Source organism: Corynebacterium guaraldiae, assembly GCF_053480195.1.
Genome location: NZ_JBRBAU010000001.1, coordinates 202,144 through 223,354 on the forward strand (window position 1 = coordinate 202,144; position 21,211 = coordinate 223,354).

Genomic DNA, 21,211 nt, shown 5'->3' on the forward strand with positions numbered 1-21,211 from the left:
GGAACTTTGATGACTGACCCCCGCCGCTTTATCCCGAAGATGGATGAGATCCTCCAGTACCCGGCGGTGCAGGATGCCCACCACCGCCTGGCACCGCACTCGGTGCGCGCGATCATCGACGCCGTGCTTGCCGACGCCCGCTCCGGCTCCCTCGCCCCCTCCCAGATTGAGGAGGAGCTGGCCACCAGGCTCGATGCTGTGCAGCCATATTCCTTGCGCCACGTCATCAACGCCACTGGCGTCATCATCCACACGAACTTGGGCAGGGCTCCTTTACCGCCGGCAGCGGTAGATGCGCTAGTGTCCGCGGCATCGTATACGGACGTTGAGATGGATCTGGACAGCGGCCTGCGCTCACGAGATAGGGGCCGCGCGGCCGTTGATGCGGTATTGGCTGCATGCCCCGGCGCGGAGGATGCGCTGATAGTGAACAACGGTGCCTCCGCGCTGCTGTTGGCTACGGCGGCCTTGGCCCCTGGCAAGGAAGTCATCATCTCCCGCGGTGAGCTCATCGAGATTGGCGCGGGATTCCGCTTGCCCGAGCTCATCGAGTCCACGGCCACCCGCTTGCGCGAGGTCGGCGCTACGAACCGCACTCACCTGGCGGACTATGAGCGGGCGATGGGGGAGGACACGGGAGCCATCTTGAAGGTGCATCCCTCCAACTTCCTGATCAGTGGGTTCACTTCTTCGGTATCGGTTGCTGAGCTTCGTGCGCTCACCGACTTGCCGCTCATCGTGGATATCGGTTCGGGGTTGCTTAGACCAGATGACGCGCTGCCGGCAGAACCCTCCGCCAGCGAGGCTCTTCGCGATGGCGCCGACGTTGTCCTCTTTTCAGGGGATAAGCTGCTCGGCGGCCCGCAGGCCGGGGTGCTCGTGGGCACGAAGAACGCGATTGCTGCGTGCAAGAAGCACCCGTTGGCGCGGGCGGTGCGCATCGATAAGCTGCGGCTCAACGCGCTCGAGGCCTCTCTGTCCACGCCCTCCAACGCCGTGCAGGACGCGCTCCACATTGATCCGCAGCGCCACCGCGAGCGCACCGAGAAGGTGGCAGCGGCAGTTGGCGGTGAGGTCGTCGAACACGCCGGACGCGTCGGCGGTGGCGGAGCCCCAGAGGTACCGCTGCCGGGCTGGGCTGTGGCGCTGCCAGAAGAGCTTGTGCGTCCACTGCGGTTGGGCGAGCCTCCTGTGGTAGCGCGCGTGAATCAGGGGCGCTGCCTGGTGGATGTGCGCTGCGTGCCGGAGGCACAGGATGCCGAGCTCATCGCGGCATTGCGGGCGGTGATCTAGGTGTATGTAGTGGCCACTGCGGGGCACGTGGATCACGGCAAGTCGAGCCTGGTCAAGGCGCTGACGGGGATGGAACCGGACCGCTGGGAGGAAGAAAAGCGGCGCGGCCTGACCATTGACTTGGGCTTTGTGTGGACGAGGCTGGGCTCCGGCGCGGACGTCGCATTTGTCGATGTGCCGGGGCACGAGAAGTTCTTGGGCAACATGCTGGCCGGGGTGGGGCCGGCATCGGTGGTTCTCTTTGTGGTGGCGGCCGATGAAGGCTGGCAGGCGCAGTCCACCGATCATCGTGACGCGTTGCGTGCCCTGGGAATCGAGCACGGCGTGGTGGCGCTGACTCGTGCTGATAGGGCTGATACTGCCCGCCGGGCAGAGGTAGCCGCGCAGGTCAAAGCAGAACTGGCTGGAACAGCGCTTGCCGACGCCCCCATTGTCTACGTTTCCGCAAAGACCGGCGAAGGCGTGGAGAAGCTGCGTGCCGAATTGGATAGCGTGCTTGCTGCTATGCCCGCGCCGGATCCGCAGGCGCGCGTGCGATTGTGGGTGGATCGCGCCTTCAGCGTGAAGGGCGCTGGAACCGTGGTGACGGGAACGTTGGCGGCCGGGACGGTTTCGGTTGGCGATGACCTTGAGCTCAGTGGGCAACGCGCCACGGTGCGTGGGGTGCACAGTGAGAACAGGGCAGTGGACAGCGCTGCACCCGTCACGCGCGTAGCGCTCAACCTGCGCGGGGTGGCCGCGGACCAGGTTCATCGCGGAGATGCTTTGCTTAGCCCTGGGTGCTGGCGTGTGCTCGACACCGTGGATGTGCGGCGAACGTTCGGTACTAACATGAGCGAGCTTCCACAGAACCTCGTGGTGCACATCGGCACCGCGGGAGTGGGAGCGCGGCTGCGGCCTTTAGGAGGTGAGTTCGCGCGGTTGACTCTGGAAAGCCCGCTACCGCTTACTTTGCTCGATAGGTTTGTGGTGCGCAGTCCGGGCGGGCGGCACGTCGTGGCCGGTTTTGAGGTGGTGGATGTACACCCAGCTGAATTGAATAGGCGCGGCGATGCCAAGAAGCGCGCTGTTGAGCTAGAAACTTTAGAAGCAACGAACCCGGCCCAATGGCTCAAGCGCTGTGGCTACGCGGAGCTGCATGGTCTTGTGCGCGATGGCTTTTCGGTGACAGAGAAGCCAGCGGGAGTCATTGAGTTCCGCGACTGGTGGATCGCCGCCAGCCAGGTCACTGCGTGGAAAAGGTCTTTGATTCAGACTGTGGAAGCCCACGCCAAGGCGAATCCGCTCTCTCCGGGGCTGACGAAGGCAGCGGCCATGGATGCACTGGGACTGACCGAGCCGGCCTTGTTAGGCCTAGCGGTAGCAGCTGCCAAGCTCGAGACAGTTGATGGCGTGCTGCGCATGCCCGGGCAGACAGTCGACCTTGGCCCCGCGGAGAGGGGAGTGGCGGAGCTCGAGCGGCGACTGCGCGAGGACCCCTTTGCTGCCCCGGAAGCGGAAGACCTCAAAGAGCTGGGCTTGGGCCCGAAAGAGCTGGCCGCTGCCGAACGCGCTGGGCGCCTGCTCCGGCTGGCTAACGGTGTGGTGCTTCTGCCTTCAGCTCCGCGCGAGGCACTCGCCGTGGTCTCACAGTTGGAACAGCCCTTCACCCTCTCGGAGGCGCGCAAGGCACTTGGAACGACGCGCCGGGTTGCCATCCCGGTGCTGGAGCACCTCGACGCTACGGGTGCGACGCGCCTAGTCGACGGAAAGCGATTCGTGCGCGCGGCAGGGGCAAAGGAACCAAAGTAAAGGCACCATTTGGGGCCGGTTTTCGGGGAAACCCCAGTTCAGTGTATTAGGTTAAGCGCATAAGGTGCCAGTTAAAAGGTGTCTTTGGGGGACGTGAAGGCGCGTGGACCGGCCGGCAGCGGTGAGGTAAGGGGATCGGCCGGGGCAGTGAACTCCCAATCGGCATTGGGGTTGAGCACTGGCGGGATGGCAGGCTTGTTCGGGTCGATCGGCAACGGCGGGACTGCGGGGGCGAAGAGCGCTTCGGGGTCTATTGGAAAGTCCACTGCGATGCGGCCCGCGCCAGCATAAGCACGGGCGGCAAGGGAGGCACTGGTTTGTGTGGCGGCCGCGAACGCGGCGGCCAACGCTGGGGCATCGGAGAGCTCCGCGCACGGTCCGAGGACGAGGTTGTCGTGGGTGGCGAGGACGGTGTCGTCGAGAAGCACGAGCGTCACGAAGAACTGTTCCGTACCCATCGTGCGGAGCTGATATGCGGTGAGCTCGCCTTCCGCGACGCGAACAAGAGCGCCCTGCCCGCCACTGAGCAGCGCGGTACCCGCAGGCTGGTTGTTGGCGGGAACCATCCACGGGTCGAGCCCCAAAGCGAGGGCGATCTCCACCTCGCCGTCGACAATGTCGACGGTGGCATGCGTCGCCGGGTTCATCGCCGCCGTGCGCAGTCGATTTAGGGCGGGATACTCTGCGGACTCCGCACCATCGAGTGAACCCAAGAATCCGAAATCTGAATGTACGCGCCAGCCCCCGGTGGTGGGGTCGGGGAGCAAGGAAACGTCGACGAGCGCAGGCTCCTGCGCCAACCCAGGGATGCTCAACGCGGTGGAGAAGTTCACGTGCTCAAGAACCGCGACGTGCTCGACACCAAAATAAGAAGGAGCTAGCGGATACAGCGCCATAGTTGTGGCAGTCACCTCGTGGGTCAGATGGGAATCGACGGACTTGTCTCAAGCTTACGCAGGAGCCGGATCTCCGATACGGTCGATAGAAGACTTAAACAACAACATATCGAATAAGGAGTGAAGACCCATCACGGCTGATTCTCGTAGTTCGGTGAACAATACCGATCAGAGCAAGAAGCGTACGCGCGAGGCTAAGCGGATTCTTAAAGATATTATCTATCCGCACAACATCCATCCGGCCTTGGTTCCGGGCGTGTCCATCGAAGACCAAAAGGTGAAGTATGGGGTGGACAAACCCATTTTGATCGTCGTGGGCGGACTCATTGTGGCATTCGTTGCCTGGGGTGTCATCGCGCCCGAGCAGGTTTTCACTGCCTCCTCCGCGGCCTTGGATTGGGTCATGCGCAACCTGGGATGGATCTTTACCACGCTGGCAACATTCCTTATGTTCTTGCTCCTCATCCTCGCTTTTTCCAAATACGGAAAAATTCCCTTGGGCGTGGATGGAGAGAAGCCGGAGTTCTCTACTGTGAGCTGGGCAGCGATGCTCTTTGGAGCCGGCATCGGCATCGGAATTATCTTCTTCGGCCCCTTTGAGCCGCTGAGCTACTACCTGTCACCCCGGCCCGGCGCTTATGAGGCCGCCAGCGATGACGCCGTCATGGGTGCGATGGCTCAAGCAGCGATGCACTGGGGAATCAATGCGTGGGCAATCTATGCCATCGTCGGGCTGTGCGTGGCCTACGTGTCCTACCGCCGCGGGCGAGTGCCGTTGATGAGCTCTATCCTCATGCCGCTTTTTGGCAACCGCGAGACGGACTCCATGCCCGCGCGCATCATCGACGGGCTAGCAATCATCGCCACACTTTTTGGCACCGCGGCAACGCTCGGTATTGGAGCTTTGCAGATCGGTCGCGGCGTGGAAATCGTCAGCGGCTGGTCAACCACGGGCAACACGGCGGCGCTGGTCATCATCATAGTGCTGTCCATCGGCACGATCTTCTCCGCGGTCTCGGGTGTATCGAAAGGAATCCGCTGGCTATCCAACATCAACCTTGTCTTGGCGCTCGGGCTCGCGGTCTTCTTCTTTGTCGTGGGGCCCACCGCCTTCCTGGCCAACATGCTGCCCGCCGTCATCATTGAGTACCTCGATGAGATGCCGAGCATGCTCTCCGCCAACATGGGACAAGGCGAAGAGATGGTGTCGTTCCTGTCCTCGTGGACCACGTTCTACTGGGCCTGGTGGGTGTCCTGGGCGCCCTTCGTTGGCGTGTTCGTGGCCAAGATCTCGCGCGGGCGTACCATCCGCCAGTACATTGTGGGCGTCTTGCTTATTCCTTCCGCCATCATCGTGTGTGCTTTCACCATCCTGGGCGGAACGACAATCTGGCTGCAGCGTCGCGACGGAGATATTGCTCCCGATGGGACGATTGATTCCATGCCGCCTGCAGAAGATATCTTCTTCACCGTTCTGGATCACCTGCCGGGGTCGCAGATCATGGCGCCGCTCGTGCTCGTCATGCTCATCGTCTTCTTCATCACCACGGCGGATTCCGCGTCCATCGTGAATTCACAGCTCACGCAACGCGGCAACCCTAAGCCGAAGCCCGGGGTCACCATCTTCTGGGTCATGTGCATGGCGGGAATCGCCGTAGTGATTCTTCTCGCGGGCGGCCGTAATGCGCTCCAGGGCCTCCAGAACCTCATTACCGTGACTGCATTGCCTTTCGCGGTCATCATTGTGCTCATGTGCATCGCGTTGATTCGGGAGTTGCGTCACGACCCCGCCGCGATCCGCACGTTCTATGAAGAACAAGCAGTGTCCAATGCCATCATCCACGGCGTGCGGGACCACGGCGATAACTTTGCGTTGGCCATTGAGCCCACAACGGATGATTCCGCCTACGCCACTGGTGCAGACTTTGATTCCACCGCGGTTGAAGTCACCGAGTGGTACGCGCGCACGGATGAAGATGGACACGCCGTGGGCTATGACTATGAGACCGGCGAATACACCGACGACGACCCGACAGTCAAGGACGGCGAGTCACTTGCGCTACCGCCAGAGGACAGCACCGACAAGCTATAGTTTCCCACTATGGATCTAGCCACCGTCGCCTTCGCATTCGGCCTCGTGCTGCTGTCTGGCTTGTCGACGTCCATCGGTGGCGCCCTGGCCGTCGGCAAGCGCGAGCCCGGCCCGAAGTTCATGGCCGCCGCCCTGGGCTTGTCCGCGGGCGTGATGCTCTACGTCTCTTTTATGGAGATCCTGCCGGAGGCGCTGAAAAAGTTAGAGAGCACACTTGGGGGAGAGGCCACTGCCACGTGGACGATGATGGCGGCGTTCTTCGCCGGCATTGCGATCATCGCCATCATTGACCGGCTTGTGCCAGAGGAGATTAACCCGCACGAGCCGGCCACCACTGAGGAAGAAGCACGCCGCAAGAGGCTGATGAAGACCGGCATGTTCACTGCCTTCGCGTTGGTCATTCACAATTTCCCCGAGGGCTTTGCCACATTTCTTTCGGGCCTCGAAGCCCCTGAAATTGCTATCCCCGTTGCGGTAGCCATCGCCATCCACAACATCCCCGAGGGCATTGCGGTGGCGGTGCCCCTGCGAAGTGCAACGGGCTCCCGCAAGAAAGCCTTCTGGTGGGCCACTCTGTCGGGGCTGGCTGAGCCCCTCGGCGCGCTCATTGGCTTCGCGCTGCTGATGCCGTTTATCGGGCCGATGACTTTCGGCATCAGCTTCGCCGTCATCGCCGGCATCATGGTGTTCATCTCCCTCGATGAGCTTTTGCCCACGGCGGAGGAGACCGGCGAACACCACTGCGCCATCTACGGTCTCATCGCCGGTATGGCGGTCATGGCGGTCTCGCTCGCGATGTTTATTTAACGCGCTCCGCAGTGGCCTTGACCGCCATGATGATGGTGACGATGACGGCGCCCAGAATAAAACCGCACAACATGGACAAGCCGGTGTCCGCCAACCAGGCGAGTGCGCCGTTGCTGATGCTCTCGGTCACGTGGTGGATGAAGCCATAGGGCTGCTCGGCGCCGAATTCGCTCAGGCCCTTGACTACGATGTGGCCGCCGACCCACAGCATGGCGGCGGTGCCGATGATGCCGATGATCTTGAGAACGATGGGCATGCCCTTTACCAGGGCGGTACCCACGGCCGAATCTCCGTCGTGCCGCTTGAGCAGGGCCACGCCGATGTCATCCATTTTGACTAGCAGTCCAACGGCGCCGTAGACGCCCAAGGTGAGGAGGACACCAACGGTGACCAAGGCGCCCAGGCGCAGCCAGAATGGTTGGTCGATGACCTCGTTGAGGGAGATCACCATGATCTCAGCGGAGAGGATGAGGTCCGTGGTGATAGCGGCCTTGACCAGGGAGTCCTCGGCATCGGGGCCCTTTTCTTCCACTGTCTGCTGTTCCTCCTCGCCGCGGTGGAGGACAGCGTGGAAAATCTTCTCTGCGCCCTCGAAGCACAGGTAGGTACCGCCGCACATGAGGATCGGGGTGAGCGCCCACGGGGCAATCCACGACAGGATGAGCGCGATAGGCAGGATGATGACGAGCTTGTTGATCAGCGAGCCCTTGGTGATACGCCAAATCATGGGCAGTTCACGCTGCGGCTTGACGCCCTGGACATATTGAGGCGTAACAGCGGCGTCATCGACAACGACTCCGGCGGCTTTCGCCGAGGTCTTTCCGGCCAATGCTGCTACGTCGTCGACGCTGGAGGCAGCGGAGCGGGCGATCAGGGCGACGTCATCAAGCAGGGCAAAAAGGCCACCGGCCATGGCTCACATCCTTGTGGTGTAGGGGTAAGTGTTTACCCTAGGTTACTCGGCAGGAACGAGCTCCACATTTTCTGCCCAAGTAAGGTCCATGCCCAGCGTGCGCAGCCAGCTCATGACGTCATCGCCGTAGCGTGTGATGCCCTCGACGGCGGTCAGGGTCCGCTCCATGGCGCGCTCGGCCTCCTCGGCGCTGATGAGGCCGTTGGAGGTTGCGGCGGCTAGCTCGTCGATGTCGAGCACATCAACCGGCTCGCCGGAGGTGGAGACCAAGTCGACATAAAGATCGCGGGTAGTCCACACATCACCGTCGACGTCGATATCAGCGACGTCGATGTAGAAATCTTGGTGGACATCCACGCCCTCGCGGAAGTGGAAGATATTGGCGCGCAGGCCAAGGTCCGGCAGCAACCAGGATTCGAGGTAGCCGAAGCGCGGGTGGTTAGCGCCGCGGGCCATGTAGAGGCCAAAGTCGGTGACCCGGTAGGTGTCTACCTCCCGCTGAAAACCTTTCGGGTCGACATTGATGTTGTCGGTGGTGTTAAAGGTTTCTTGCTTGACTGGGTGCAGGTCAGTGCTCATTAGTTCACCTCGAGGTAAGCCGCGGTAGGTGGGAAAGAACACGAGGATTCAGCAGTGTTGACCGCGCCAGAGAGGACCGCCACGACGGTGCCCTTGCCCGTTGCTGCGCGGCCCGAGACCGTGGTCGGCCCATCGGCGTTGATGCCGTTGTTGAACAGGGGAGTGGTGCCGAACTGGAAGGTATCCAGGTTGAACCACTGGACGCTCATGGCACCCTGCTGCTCAGCGGCGGTGGGGGTGCCCAGCGCGGTGAAGAGGAAGACGGTTTCTCCTTCGCCTGCGCCTGGGGCCGGCATATCGGTCGGGCCAGGCACGGCGATGGCGGAGCCCACCGAATCGCCCTGCCCGCCGATGCACTGCGCGGAGACCGTAGGCCAGTAGAACTGGCGGAAGCCGGGGTTGTTTCCCTCCGGCATGGCCACACCGCCTTCGCCGCCGTCACCGGCGGAGAAGTTAAGGGCGGTGAGGATGGCGCTGCGGGCCTCCTGTGGGATCCATGGCTGTGCCGCGAAAGCGCGAACACGCTCCTGCGTCTCCGGGGTGGGGCGGCCGAGGCTGTCCAGCGGGTTACTGCTCTGCGGAATGTTCACCAGCGAGGAGAGATCGGGGGCGCCGGCATGTGCTGGCGTGATGCTGAGGAAGCCCATCATCACGGCAGCAGTTAGTCCAGCGACGCCACGGCGGGCGGAGCGGGAAGAGCGCTGTTCGGAAAGGGCCATGGAAAATCCTTGTGTTTGGGTATGGGAACGTGGCGGCAGGAAACTAAATCACATGCGTCACAATAGTATCTGCTGCCACAATATTCACTTTTTTGGCGTAGTCAACTCTAAATAGAGACCTACTGTGCGGTATGTCGGCTGTTGATATCGTTTCGTTACATCGCGCGCTAAAGCGCGCGATGCGCACGATGCTGCACATGAAAGAGCTAGAGAGTATATTTAAGGGCCGTTCATACCGCTAACGCATCATGCTTTAAAGGAGCACCCCACACGTGAGTAATACTGAGTTCCGTAACGTAGCCATCGTCGCACACGTTGACCACGGTAAAACCACCCTCGTCAACGGAATGCTGGAGCAGTCCGGCGCTTTCGGCGACCATGGCGAACACTCGGACCGCGTCATGGACTCCAATGATCAGGAGCGCGAGCGCGGCATCACCATTCTGGCGAAGAACACCGCCATTCACCGCAAGGGCCTGGGCAAGGACGGCGGGGACCTCATCATCAACGTCATCGACACCCCGGGCCACGCCGACTTCGGCGGCGAGGTCGAGCGCGGTATCTCCATGGTGGACGGCGTCGTGCTGCTTGTCGACGCCTCCGAAGGCCCCCTCCCGCAGACTCGCTTCGTTCTCACCAAGGCACTGGAAGCCAAGCTGCCGGTCATCATCTGCGTGAATAAGACCGACCGCCCCGACGCCCGTATCGACGAGGTCGTCACCGAAGCACAGGATCTTCTGCTGGAAATCGCTGCCGGCCTCGAAGATGAGGAAGCAGCCGCTGCCGCCGAGGAACTCTTGGATCTGCCGGTTCTCTACGCTTCCGGCCGCGAGGGCAAGGCCTCGACCGAAAACCCGGGTGACGGCAACGTTCCTAACGCCGACGACCTGCAGGCGCTTTTCGACGTCATCTACGAAGTCCTCCCTGAGCCCTCCGCCAAGGTCGACGCCCCGCTGCAGGCCCACGTGACCAACCTGGACTCCGACGACTTCCTGGGTCGTATCGCACTGCTGCGCATCTACTCCGGCACCATCAAGAAGGGCCAGCAGGTGGCCTGGATGCACTACGACGACGAGGGCGAGATGCACGTCAAGCAGGTCAAGGTGGCCGAGCTGCTGCGCACCGTCGGCTTCGAGCGTCAGCCGGACACCGAGGCCATCGCCGGTGACATCGTGGCCATCTCCGGTATCTCCGACATTATGATCGGTGACACCATCGCCGACGTCGAGGACCCGAAGCCGCTGCCGCGCATTAAGGTCGACGAGCCGGCTATCTCCATGACCATCGGCGTGAACACCTCCCCGATGGCAGGCCAGGGCGGCGGCGACAAGCTCACCGCCCGCATGGTCAAGGCCCGCTTGGACCAGGAGCTCATCGGTAACGTCTCCATCAAGGTGCTGCCGACTGAGCGTCCCGATGCTTGGGAGGTTCAGGGCCGTGGCGAGATGGCACTGTCCGTGCTCATCGAGAATATGCGCCGCGAGGGCTTCGAGCTGACCGTCGGCAAGCCACAGGTGGTGACCCAGGTCATCGATGGAAAGACCATGGAGCCCTACGAGATGCTCACCATCGACTCCCCATCGGAATTCCAGGGTGCTATCACCCAGCTGCTGGCCTCCCGCAAGGGCCAGATGCAGTCAATGGATGTCCGCGAGGGCGACTGGGTGCGCATGGTCTTCCGCGTCCCAGCGCGCGGCCTGATCGGTTTCCGCACCCAGTTCCTGACGGAGACCCGCGGTTCCGGTATCGCTAACTCCATCTCCGATGGTCTCGACGTGTGGGCCGGAGACATCAAGGCTCGCCCGACCGGCTCGCTCGTGGCCGACCGTTCCGGCCAGATCACCGCTTATGCTCTGCAGCAGCTGGCAGACCGCGGTGACTTCTTCGTGGAGCCGGGCATGGAGGCCTATGAGGGCATGGTCGTCGGTGCCAACAACCGTGATGAGGATATGGACATCAACATCACCAAGGAAAAGAAGCTGACCAACATGCGCTCCGCCACCGCCGACGCCACCGTCACGCTGGCTAAGGCCAAGACCCTGTCCCTCGACGAGGCTCTGGAGTTCTGTGGCACCGACGAGTGCGTCGAGGTGGGCCCGAAGGTCCTGCGCGTGCGCAAGGTTGAACTGTCTGCCACCGACCGCAAGCGCGCGGCCGCACGCGCTAAGCAGCTCAACAAGTAGGCCGCTGTGGGCGTCGCCAAGCGGCGCCCCACCGCTAGGACCACCTGCCCCGGGGTATTAAAATAGCGCGGAAGAGTTTTCCGGACGTAAAGGTTGTGTGGAGTGGACCGTTTCCTGCCCCGGCTCGGAGTCATTCTCGCAGCCGCCGTGCTGACTGCATGCCAAGCCAACCCCGGGCCGCCGCCGGTTGTGGACGAGGAAGATCGCAGCGCCACGCCCACGAACTCAAGCACCACCAGTCCGCCGCCGGAGAAAGCACCCGAGGAAGACGCACTGCCGAAGCGCAGCACCGTGGCCATTGGGGTGGACCCGCTGCGCGGCGGGCTTAACCCGCACCTCGTGGCGAATAATTCGGAACTGGTCAACCAAATCGCGGAGCTAGTGCTGCCCTCGGCCTTCCACGGGGACCAGATGGACACGGATGTCCTCGAATCCGCCGAGGAAATCGACGCTCCGGGCAGCATTGCCATGCGAGTGCGCTACACCATCGCCGCGCCAGCGCAATGGTCCGATGGGACGCCGATCACAGGCTCTGACTTCAATTATTTGTGGTCCCAGATCACGCGCACTCCGGGCGCTAAAAACGTGTCCGGTTACCGGGCAATTTCGGCCGTGCGGACTTCCGGTAATGGGCGAGTGGTCACCGTGGACTTCGACCACCGCGTGGAGGACTGGCACAAGCTCTTTGCCCACCTATTGCCCTCCCATGTGCTGGAGGACAAGGACTTCACCTCGGCCTTAGCTGAGGGTATCCCAGCCTCTGCTGGACGCTACCTCGTAGAAGGGATGGACCGCGGGCGAGGGATTATCACGCTTAACCGCAATGACCGGTTCTGGGGAGAGGATCCCGCACATATCGACGTGATCCAATTGCGCGCTGTGCGCGATACCGCACAGGCGGTGAACATGCTGCGCTCGCACCAGATTGGGTTTGCTGACTTCACCCCGCAGCAGACCACCCTGGAGAATTTGAGCCTGCTCAGCAACGTCAATACCGGTGTGGTGACCCGGCAGCGTCAGCTCCGCCTGGAGATGTCGGCCGCCGAGGGCGCACTCGAGGAACAGCCGCAACGCCGCGCCTTGGCTTCGCTGCTCAACACCGACCAGCTGGCCCGGCTTGCCACCGGCCGCGCTTCGGAGCTCGAACCGGGGGAGAATCCCTTCGATAGCAACGCAGAACTTGCCCCGCTGCGTGAGCGTGCGGGCCGCAAACCCGTGCGCATCGCCGCGGATCCCCTAAACCCCACTGCATTGGCCGCCGCCACCACCATCGTGGACGTGTTGCAAGCCAAGGCCATCGACGCGGAGCTCGTCACCGAACGCCCGACCACCATTACTTCTGACTTGCTCCCGGCTGGCAAAGTTGACGCCGTGGTGGCGTGGGACGAAAACGGCAGCGATGCGCTGAGTTTGGCTAACTACTTCGTGTGCGCAACGCCCACGCGGCCTGCGGCAACGCAGTCGGGGTTCTGCCCTGAAGAGTCCGCGAAGACTGCTACCGATATTTTGTCGGGAAAGCTCGATTCCGCAGCGGCTCAAGAGCAGGTGGAGCACCTCAACAAAGAAGAAGTTCTCTTCGTCCCGTTGCTTAATGAGGTGCGAATCCACGCTTTGGGCAAGGGTATTGTTGGCCCCGGACAAAGCATCAAGGACTGGGACTCCGGTCTGATTAGTGCACCGCAGTGGAGGAAAGACGATGAATAAGGATCTCACCGGCTACCGTGTCGTGGCCGTTCACGCGCACCCGGATGATGAGGTGCTCTTTACAGGCGGCACGTTGGCGGACTTGTCCGCGCGCGGTGCGGAGGTCACCGTGATTACCGCGACGCTGGGGGAGGAGGGCGAAATAATCGGTGAGCCCTACCAAGGCCTCGCAGAAACAGATCAGCTGGGCGGGTTCCGCGCTTGGGAGCTCAAGCACGCGCTCGATGCCTTGGGCGTTGAAGGAATCCAGCTGGGCGGCTTCGGGCATTTTCGCGATTCCGGGATGGAAGGTTCCCCCGCCCATGATCACCTGCGGGCCCTGGTCAACCGTGTGGAGGAAGCAGCAGACCTGTTGCGTGGCCACCTTGAACAGCTGCGTCCGCACGCGGTGCTGACCTATGGTCCGGACGGTGGCTACGGTCACCCAGACCACATCGCCGTGCACAAGGCCGTGCACACGGCCGCCGCGCCGGAACAGCGCATTTGGTGGGCCGTCTTTGAGCGTGCCGCGCACTATCGCGGCCTCGAGGCTGTTACTCCTCCGGATGGCTGGAGCCTGCCGGACAAGACGTACCTGGACAACTTCACCAACGCCGGCTGCGACGTGACCTACGCGCTCAGCGACGCAGCACTTGCTGCCAAGCGCGCCGCGATGCTGGCCCACGCCACGCAGATCTGGCTTGCCGACGGCTCTCTCACCACCGTCAACCCCCACGCCGCCCAGGCGGGTCTTAAGGACCCCGCCCAAGTCCCCGCCGCCTATGCCTTGTCCAACCTGCTCACGATGCCGCTGCTGCGCCAAGAGTTCTACCAGCTTGGTCAGGGAGAGCCACAGGATTCATTGCTGGGGGAGAAGTGAGCGAGCGCGCCATTCGCACTGATTTCTCCCGGGGCGAACAGATAGGTGGCTTGGTGTGGCTGGTCTTGGGAGCGCTCTGCTCGCTGACCCTCGAGGTGGTTTATCTCACCGCGCGTCTGCCGTGGCCCGGCGAGTCCGGGATGGCCTTTCCCATCACCATCCTCATCGCCTTCTGGTTCAACGGGGTGTTGACCCGCACAGCGCGTCTGTGGAGTGAGAATCCCTACATCGCAGGCGTGCCAGGACTGGCCTGGGTGGGCGGTTTTCTCGCATTCATGCTGGGAGCCGCCATCGGGGATGGCAGTCTGCTGGCCAATAATATTCTCAGCCTGCTGCTGTTCGCTGCGGGAATCGCGGGCAGCGTTTGGCCATTTTTCGCCTCGGAGTAGCATACTGTTATTCGTAGAAAACCCGTGACACACAGGAGTTTAAACACCTTATGACTTACACCATCGCGCAGCCCTGCGTCGACGTGATGGACCGCGGCTGCGTTGAAGAGTGCCCGGTCGACTGCATCTACGAGGGCAAGCGCATGCTCTACATCCACCCAGACGAGTGCGTGGACTGCGGCGCCTGCGAGCCGGCTTGCCCGGTGGAGGCCATCTTCTACGAGGATGACGTCCCGGATGAGTGGCTGGACTACAACGACGCCAATGCCGCCTTCTTTGATGATCTCGGCTCCCCGGGTGGCGCGGCAGCACTTGGACCTCAGGACTTTGACGTCCCGATGATCGCTAAGCTCCCGCCCCAGAACCAGGAGTAGAGCATGAGCCGCACGCCGCTTGGACGCACGCTTCCGGATTTTCCGTGGAACTCGCTCGCCGGTGCCAAGAAGAAAGCCCAGGCGCATCCGGACGGGATCGTTGATCTATCGGTGGGTAATCCCGTTGATCCAGTTGCCCCTGGCGTGCAGTTAGCGCTGTCAGCAGCGGCCGAGGCTCCCGGCTATCCGCAGACTCAGGGCACTCCGGAGCTGCGCGAGGCCATCGCGAAGGCACTTGAGCGCCGCTACACCATGAACGTGGACGCGGTGCTGCCGGTCATCGGCACCAAGGAGGCTATCGCCTGGCTGCCCACTTTGCTGGGCATGCGCGGTGAGACCGTGGCTTTCCCGACGGTGGCTTACCCCACCTATGAAGTCGGCGCCCTCTTGGCCGGTGCTAAGCCCCTGCGCGCCGACGAGGATTTCCAGGATGCGTCGCTCGTGTTCATCAACTCGCCGTCGAATCCGACGGGCAGGGTGCTGGGCGTCGAGAAGCTGCGCGAGATCGTCGCTTGGGCGCGCGTGAACAATGCCATCGTGGCCTCGGACGAGTGCTACATGGGCTTGGGCTGGGATGATGAGAACCCGCCGGTGTCCATCTTGGACCCGCGCGTGACCGATGGCGACAATACCGGGCTTATCGCCATGCATTCGCTGTCCAAGAGCGCGAACATGGCCTCCTATCGCGCCGGTTTCTTTGCGGGCGATGCCAAGCTCATCGCCGAGCTGCTGGAGCTGCGTAAGCACGCGGGGCTCATTGTTCCGGGCCCCATCCAGGCGGCGATGGTTGCCGCGCTTGACGACGACCCCTCCGAAGCCCTCCAGCGCCAACGCTACGCCGCGCGCCGTGTGGATCTCATGCGGGCGCTGACCGGAGCTGGTTTTAGGATCGAGCACTCCGAGGCTGGGCTCTACCTGTGGGCAACGCGCGGTGAGAACTGCCGCGAGACCGTCGACTGGCTGGCCGAGCGCGGCATCCTCGTTGCACCGGGTGACTTCTATGGCCCAGCGGGCGAGCAGTTCGTGCGCATTGGCCTCAACGGTACGGACGAGCGCATCGCGGCGGCGGTGGCGCGCTTGGCTGAGTAAGTGGCTTTTCGCCCGCCGGCGCGGGAGGGGATTAGCCCGCGTAAAGTGATGCTCACTGGCATCGTGCCCGCCACTCCTACCTATTGGGCAGGTGAGGCGGGCGATTCCGCGTTTTCTCCTGGCACGCGCTTGGAGCCCGGCACTCTACTTCCTGGCCCTACGCTGGCGTGGTATCACCCCTCGGTACCTTCCGAAGAGCCCATTCCCTTTGATTACCGGGTGGTATATGAGGACGGGGACCTGATAGTCGCGGACAAGCCGCACTTCTTACCCACGACGTCGAATGGTCGCATCGTCCGCGAGACGCTCCAGACACGCTTGCGCGTGGACTTTAATGAGGACTCCATCGTGCCGCTGCAGCGGCTGGACCGGTTGACTTCGGGGTTGGTGCTGTGCTCGCGCAATCCCCGCACGCGCGCTGCGTATCAGCAACTCTTTCAGGAGCGTGCGGTGGTGAAGCACTACCGGGCTCAGGTGGCCGCGCCCTTCTCCTTCGACGGCACTGTACGGCTGGGGATGCGGCGCGTGCGTGGTGAACGTCAGGTCCTCGTGGATTCCACCGGTACGCCTACGGTGACCCGCGTGCGTGCTAGTGGAACGACTGCCGATGTATGGCCGCTCACCGGCCATACCCACCAGATCCGCGTGGTACTTAACCACCTGGGACATCCGATTGTGGGGGATGATACTTATCCCGTGGATCGAGGCTTGGATCTTTATGATTTCTCCACGCCGCTGCTGCTTTCCCATGTCGCTTTGAGTTTTAGCGATCCAGTTACCGGCCGCAACCGGGAGTTTCAGCTGTGAGATTGGGCGCTAATGCGGCGTGCGTTTTAGTTTGTGCTGATTGAACGACTAAACTCAAATGAAGTTTTATTCATCATAATTGAGCATTTTGTACGAAGGGCGTGTCCATGGCGGATCTGAGCTTTGCTCGCTTTGCCTCGAATTTTGGCCAGTTCATTAAGTTCGGTCTGGTTGGCGGTTCGGGCGCGTTGGTCAATATTGCAGTTTCAATCCTGGCCGCAAAGTGTGGATTGTCCTGGTTCGGGGCTACGCCGCATGACGCGATGTTCAACCTCTTCGGCACCCAGTTTCACGTGCGCTGGTTCATGCTCTTTTCCACCATCGCCTTCCTCGTTGCGAATACGTGGAATTACCAGCTCAACCGCATGTGGACTTTTAAATCCGTTAGCAAAGTCTCGTGGTTGCGGGGTTTCTTCCCGTTCCTCATTACGGGCATTGGCGCGTATTTGGTGACTCTTGCTGTGCAGTACTTGCTGATGAATCCGACCTCGCCGTTGCAGCTGCCGCCCGATATTTTCGATGACTCCACGGGTTTCCGCACGATGTACTACTGGGCCAATGCCATCTCCATCGTGGTAGCCATGCCGATTAACTTCATCTTCAACAAGCTGTGGACCTTCCGCTCGAAGCCCAAGGCGCCGGTCGTGGTCCACGAGACGGAACCGGCTTAATATCGACCCTTCGCCCCGCCTGCCCTTCGCGCTCACCAGCGACGGCCGGTGGGGTCTTTTCGATGCTGCGGTGAGCGGGAAGGGGGGCGTCGGCAAGCAGATGCTCCCTTCGCGCTCACCGGAAACACGACGAGGCAGCGCTCCATCGCCCTGGTGAGCGCTTAGGGGTAATTGGTGGAAATGCCTCCTTCGCGCTCACACGCGTCCAATAGATTCGGTAGCTACTGCTGCCGGTGAGCGCGAAAGGGCGTGCTGGCGGTTTGACCGGTGAGATGGCGGGATGAGATGCACTTCGGCGCTTGGTTCGACGTGGCCCTATTCTCCCTTGGCGCTCACCGGCGCCTGCAAAATAGAGGAACCCGCCGTCCGCGGTGAGCGCGAAGGGCGGGATGAAGGAAGGTGGGCGGGGAAGAGCTGCCTAGTCGTCGAGCTCGGCGTCGAGGCGCTCTTGGTCGCGTTGGTGCTGGCGGCGGCGAAGGAATGGGGCGAGGATGAGGACGGCGATAGCGCCAACTGCGGTGCCGGCTAGATAAGCGGTGGGATTGTGGCCGTCGGCAGGCGCATAGGCGTTATAGGCGATTCCCGCGAACATCGCGATTGCCGGTATTAAGTAAACGGCCATGGCGGACCAATTACGACCCACAAGCGGGGTAGCGACGCGTTTTCGCAGCCACGCCGTGCCGATGGCATTGCCGATGACAGACGGCACTATGGCGAGGAAACACAACATGCTCATCTGGCCGGGAAGTACCCAAGCAAGGATGGCAGCGATGACGAGCTCCAAGAACTGCACAGGCGGCGCTGCGACGGCGCAGGCTTTGTAAAAGGTTTCGCGTTCGTATTCGTCGCGGGAGGCGCGCTCGATCTCGTTGAGGGTGTAGTTAGCAAGGGCGTTAATCATGTTGTTCATCTCCAAAGACTTCTTCGACGGTTTTTCCTAGTTCGCGGCAGATGTCTAGCGCTAGGTAGACGGAGGGGGAGTAGTTGCCGCGTTCGATATTGGCGATAGTTTGGCGAGAAACTCCGGCTCTTTCAGCAAGGTCGGCTTGAGACATCTCGAGCCACCGACGCCATTTGCGAACCATATTCTGGCGCTCGGCCATCTGGTCTCCTTTACGGTGTGTCGCGTTTACATGTCTTAATGTAAAGCAAACTTGTCATAGGAGCAAGGGTTACATGCAAACATGCCATGTCCAGTAGGGGTGCATCACCACAGCCGGCAGCTTCGGTTTACGCCCTTTGAGCTGTTCAAGTGTGGTTTTGATGAGTAGAACTGCATCGTCGAGGTGGTAGCGGATATCGTCGGCAGTAAAGCGCAAAACCGTATAGCCATGTGCCACTGCGGCGTTCTGCTTCGAGCGGTCTGCTTGAAAAGCGCGACTATGTTTGTGGTGCTCCCAGCCGTCGACCTCGACTATGAGCTTGCCAATCTTCAAGTCAAAGCGGTAGCCCGCGATGAGCGCATTGTGCTCAGGGAAGATTCCGTCCGTGCGCAGTCTTCGACTGAGCTGGCGCTCCGGCACGCTGTCTGTGCCGATGGGCGTGCGACGGATAGTTTCCTTCAAGCGTTGTGGGACTCGCCGCATTCTCCGCCGGTCATCTTCGAGGCGAGCAGGGCCTGTCTTGCCGCGATAATGCTCTTCCAGCAATTGACCACACGCTGCGGTTATTCGCCGCGCCGCCCAGAGAACCTGAATGACCGGAAGTCCGTTGACCAGGGTTGTGGCCGAAAGCCGCGAATGCGTCACCCGAAAGCTCTTCCCCTTGAGCGTTCGCGGCCCCTCGGCCTCCAGCGGAAACGTCAGCTTTCGGCCCAGGTGAATCTCTTGTGCCGTCTTACCCGTGAAGTGTATTCGGCTCAGTCCATGCGCCAGGGCCTTTGCCACAGCTAACGGCGACCACTCATCGCTATAAATCCCCCGATGCACGCGAAACAGCTTTCCCGCGCGAAGCTTCCGCCGGATTGCCTCCTTGCTCAACCCCATCTCGCGCAGCTCCGCGGTAGTCCATGCCCTCATGAAACTCAAGGTATGCAGTGCTTGGCGACGAGTCGATAGTCAATTCTCCGCCTGTGGATAACTCTGCCTCAAAAGTCAGATTTTGAGGGTTTATGTTGACACGTCGTCTTCCTGACTAGCGCATTTCCTTTCGTTTGGGCTTTGCAGTGTTCGGATCGCCGCATCGATTCGGCGTTGTCGACCAACACAGCCCCTTAAATCCCTCCGCGCCCTTGGCGCTCACCGGGCTCGCTGATTAGCTGCTTGAGCTTTCGGCGGTGAGCGCGAAGGGAAGGGGAGGCGGCGAAGCAGCGCCGTTCGGGTCCACCTACCTTTTGCGCTCACGGGGCAGGCGCCTGTCATTGTCCGCCCTTCGTTGGTGAGCGCGAAGGGCGCTTGCTGGGGTGACAGCTCATGCGGCATGCCCTTGGCGGCCACAGGGAGCGGAGATACGGTGCTACGCAGTGCGCCGGTGAGCGCGAAGGGAGTGAGGTGGCTGCGAGGAGGAGTGAGGAAGGGACGCGAAGGGCGTGGGGTTGCTGCGGGAGTGGCGGCTAGCGTGCCTCCAGCTCTTCTTCCGTGGGCAGGGGCAGGCGCGCGGTCGGGGAGATTCCGCGGGCCTTAGCGTTGATCACGCCCGCGACAGCGAGCACAGCGAACATGGCGGCGGCGGAGTAGAGCTGGATGCGGGCGGAGGCGTCGCTAAGCATGAGCACCGCAATAGCTGCAAACAATGCCAGCGCGAACCACGTGAGGTAGGGGTAGGCCCACATGCGGACCGGCAGCGGGTGGACGGCCTCGAGCTGCGGGCGCAGGCGCAACTGGCTCACTGCAATGAAGACCCACACGATGAGCAGCGAAGCACCAGCGGCGTTTAGCATGAAGGAGAGTAGCCATCCGGTATCCGCATAGTTGAGAACGACCATGACTGCGGAGAGCACAACGGACAGCGCAATGGCGGCGGTTGGCACGCCGCGGCGATCTGTTGCAGCGAAGAGCTTGGGCGCCTCACCTCGGGAGGCCAGCGAGTGCATCATGCGGGAGGAGGCGTAGATCTGCGCGTTGAACGCGGAGAGCAGCGCGAGCACGATGACCACTTCCATGATGGCCGCAGCACCAGGGATTCCAGCCCGGTCCAAGACCATGGTGAACGGAGACTCGGCGGCAGACTGCGCGGAGCCGAGCGAAGAGTAGGGCAGGAGGAAGGTGATGACGAGGACGGAGCCCAAGTAGAAGACCGAAATGCGAGTAATGGTGGTGCGCACCGCGTTGACGAGGGATTTCTCGGGATCCTCGGATTCCGCCGCAGCGATGGCGACGACCTCGATGCCGCCGAAGGCGAAAGCCACGGCGAGCAGACCGGCGGCCACGCCGCCGAGGCCGTTGGGCATGAATCCGTCGGCAAGGAAGACGGACGTCCCGATGAAGGTGTGGCCGGGGAGAAGGCCGAAGATCAGCAGCGCACCGATGATGAGGAAGGCAATGATGACCGCGACCTTGATGAAGGCGAACCAGTACTCGAACTCGCCGAACAAGCGCACGCGCAAGAGGTTGATGGTGCCGAAGAGCGCCACGCAGATAGCGGCGGGGATCCACGGCGGGCAGTCGAACCATGCGCCGATGAAACCAGCAGCGCCCGTAATTTCCGCGCCGAGGACGGCGACGGTGGCAAGCCAATAAATCCAGCCTTGCGTGAAGCCTGCCCAGCGTCCGATACCGTGCTCGGCGTATTCGGAGAAGGAACCGGAAGCGGGGATGACCGTGCCCATCTCACCGAGCATTTGCATGACCAAGATGGCAAGGAAGCCAGCGATGAGGTAGGCCAAGAGAACCGCGGGACCGGCGGCGGAAATACCTACGCCGGTGCCTAGGAAAAGACCGGCACCGATAGTGGAGCCCAGCCCCATCATGGTTAGGTGGCGGACTTTCAAGCCGCTGCCGAGTGAGCTAGGAGAGGAATCGTTTTGAGCAGTCACCTTTAGCATTGTAGGCAGCTGCCAAGGCGTTTGGGCATAAAGGGGCCATTTTATAGCGCTTGTGCACAATGC

At 61.9% G+C, this 21,211-nt stretch carries 20 protein-coding genes; 12 read left to right on the forward strand and 8 right to left on the reverse strand.

Translation table 11 applies throughout. The annotated features are described in order from the left end of the window. The first annotated feature begins 9 nt into the window (after positions 1-9). Together selA and selB are read left to right on the forward strand one after the other, a co-directional pair. Positions 10-1,293, forward strand: a complete 1,284-nt coding sequence (gene selA, locus ACUY3D_RS00960; RefSeq protein ID WP_448240161.1) for an L-seryl-tRNA(Sec) selenium transferase — start codon at positions 10-12, stop codon at positions 1,291-1,293. Next, the gene (selB, locus tag ACUY3D_RS00965; protein WP_250223736.1) at positions 1,294-3,084 is read left to right on the forward strand and encodes a selenocysteine-specific translation elongation factor; all 1,791 of its coding nucleotides are present in this window, start codon (positions 1,294-1,296) and stop codon (positions 3,082-3,084) included. Positions 3,085-3,155: 71 nt separating this feature from the next. On the opposite strand, the gene ACUY3D_RS00970 is transcribed toward selB, so the two are convergent. Beyond that, the gene (locus ACUY3D_RS00970; protein ID WP_070530361.1) at positions 3,156-3,980 is read right to left on the reverse strand and encodes a hypothetical protein; all 825 of its coding nucleotides are present in this window, start codon (positions 3,978-3,980) and stop codon (positions 3,156-3,158) included. 154 nt (positions 3,981-4,134) lie between these two features. Between ACUY3D_RS00970 and ACUY3D_RS00975 the strand changes: the two genes are divergently transcribed. Both ACUY3D_RS00975 and zupT read left to right on the forward strand, forming a co-directional pair. Continuing rightward, a complete protein-coding gene (locus ACUY3D_RS00975) occupies positions 4,135-6,072 on the forward strand; it encodes a BCCT family transporter (protein WP_448240162.1) in 1,938 nt (645 codons plus the stop codon). A gap of 9 nt (positions 6,073-6,081) precedes the next feature. Further along, positions 6,082-6,879, forward strand: a complete 798-nt coding sequence (gene zupT / locus ACUY3D_RS00980) for a zinc transporter ZupT (protein ID WP_448240163.1) — start codon at positions 6,082-6,084, stop codon at positions 6,877-6,879. Here the strand turns inward: zupT and ACUY3D_RS00985 are convergent. From ACUY3D_RS00985 to ACUY3D_RS00995, 3 genes are read right to left on the reverse strand one after another with little or no spacing between them, the layout of a single operon-like run. Then, a complete protein-coding gene (locus tag ACUY3D_RS00985) occupies positions 6,872-7,792 on the reverse strand; it encodes a DUF808 domain-containing protein (protein ID WP_239248486.1) in 921 nt (306 codons plus the stop codon). The two genes, zupT and ACUY3D_RS00985, sit on opposite strands and share 8 nt — an antisense overlap. Positions 7,793-7,834: 42 nt before the next feature. Then, entirely contained in the window at positions 7,835-8,371 is a 537-nt protein-coding gene (locus ACUY3D_RS00990; protein WP_239248485.1) for a ribonuclease FAU-1 family protein, read from the reverse strand. After that, the gene (locus tag ACUY3D_RS00995; protein WP_269948514.1) at positions 8,371-9,090 is read right to left on the reverse strand and encodes an Rv1157c family protein; all 720 of its coding nucleotides are present in this window, start codon (positions 9,088-9,090) and stop codon (positions 8,371-8,373) included. The genes ACUY3D_RS00990 and ACUY3D_RS00995 overlap by 1 nt, the downstream gene beginning before the upstream one ends. A 272-nt stretch (positions 9,091-9,362) precedes the next feature. On the opposite strand from ACUY3D_RS00995, the gene typA reads away from it, so the two are divergent. The 8 genes from typA to ACUY3D_RS01035 all read left to right on the forward strand — a co-directional run bounded on the left by typA (position 9,363) and on the right by ACUY3D_RS01035 (position 17,166). Further along, the gene (gene typA / locus ACUY3D_RS01000) at positions 9,363-11,273 is read left to right on the forward strand and encodes a translational GTPase TypA (protein ID WP_070524897.1); all 1,911 of its coding nucleotides are present in this window, start codon (positions 9,363-9,365) and stop codon (positions 11,271-11,273) included. 102 nt (positions 11,274-11,375) lie between these two features. Continuing rightward, complete coding sequence (locus ACUY3D_RS01005) at positions 11,376-12,977, forward strand: ABC transporter family substrate-binding protein (RefSeq protein ID WP_448240164.1); 1,602 nt, start codon at positions 11,376-11,378, stop codon at positions 12,975-12,977. Further along, positions 12,970-13,836, forward strand: a complete 867-nt coding sequence (locus ACUY3D_RS01010) for a PIG-L family deacetylase (protein ID WP_101736278.1) — start codon at positions 12,970-12,972, stop codon at positions 13,834-13,836. The genes ACUY3D_RS01005 and ACUY3D_RS01010 overlap by 8 nt, the downstream gene beginning before the upstream one ends. After that, entirely contained in the window at positions 13,833-14,225 is a 393-nt protein-coding gene (locus ACUY3D_RS01015) for a hypothetical protein (protein ID WP_070530376.1), read from the forward strand. The genes ACUY3D_RS01010 and ACUY3D_RS01015 overlap by 4 nt, the downstream gene beginning before the upstream one ends. A gap of 50 nt (positions 14,226-14,275) precedes the next feature. Further along, positions 14,276-14,599 carry a ferredoxin gene (gene fdxA, locus ACUY3D_RS01020; protein ID WP_070524905.1) on the forward strand — a complete coding sequence of 108 codons (324 nt, stop codon included), beginning with the start codon at positions 14,276-14,278 and terminating at the stop codon, positions 14,597-14,599. Between the two features lie 3 nt (positions 14,600-14,602). After that, positions 14,603-15,688, forward strand: coding sequence for a succinyldiaminopimelate transaminase (gene dapC, locus ACUY3D_RS01025; protein WP_070562115.1), 1,086 nt, complete (start codon positions 14,603-14,605; stop codon positions 15,686-15,688). After that, positions 15,689-16,495 carry a pseudouridine synthase gene (locus tag ACUY3D_RS01030; protein WP_143335618.1) on the forward strand — a complete coding sequence of 269 codons (807 nt, stop codon included), beginning with the start codon at positions 15,689-15,691 and terminating at the stop codon, positions 16,493-16,495. Between the two features lie 107 nt (positions 16,496-16,602). Further along, positions 16,603-17,166, forward strand: a complete 564-nt coding sequence (locus ACUY3D_RS01035; protein WP_144675980.1) for a GtrA family protein — start codon at positions 16,603-16,605, stop codon at positions 17,164-17,166. 418 nt (positions 17,167-17,584) lie between these two features. On the opposite strand, the gene ACUY3D_RS01040 is transcribed toward ACUY3D_RS01035, so the two are convergent. From ACUY3D_RS01040 to ACUY3D_RS01055, 4 genes are all read right to left on the reverse strand, one after another. Continuing rightward, positions 17,585-18,067, reverse strand: coding sequence for a transcriptional regulator (locus ACUY3D_RS01040; RefSeq protein WP_196060523.1), 483 nt, complete (start codon positions 18,065-18,067; stop codon positions 17,585-17,587). Next, positions 18,060-18,269, reverse strand: coding sequence for a helix-turn-helix transcriptional regulator (locus tag ACUY3D_RS01045; protein WP_196060522.1), 210 nt, complete (start codon positions 18,267-18,269; stop codon positions 18,060-18,062). Before ACUY3D_RS01045 ends, ACUY3D_RS01040 begins: the two co-directional genes overlap by 8 nt. A 69-nt stretch (positions 18,270-18,338) precedes the next feature. Continuing rightward, positions 18,339-19,184: a type IV toxin-antitoxin system AbiEi family antitoxin domain-containing protein gene (locus tag ACUY3D_RS01050; protein WP_154762023.1), complete on the reverse strand. Its 846-nt coding sequence runs from the start codon at positions 19,182-19,184 to the stop codon at positions 18,339-18,341. Between the two features lie 533 nt (positions 19,185-19,717). Then, complete coding sequence (locus tag ACUY3D_RS01055; RefSeq protein WP_154762024.1) at positions 19,718-21,148, reverse strand: amino acid permease; 1,431 nt, start codon at positions 21,146-21,148, stop codon at positions 19,718-19,720. Positions 21,149-21,211 lie beyond the last annotated feature (63 nt).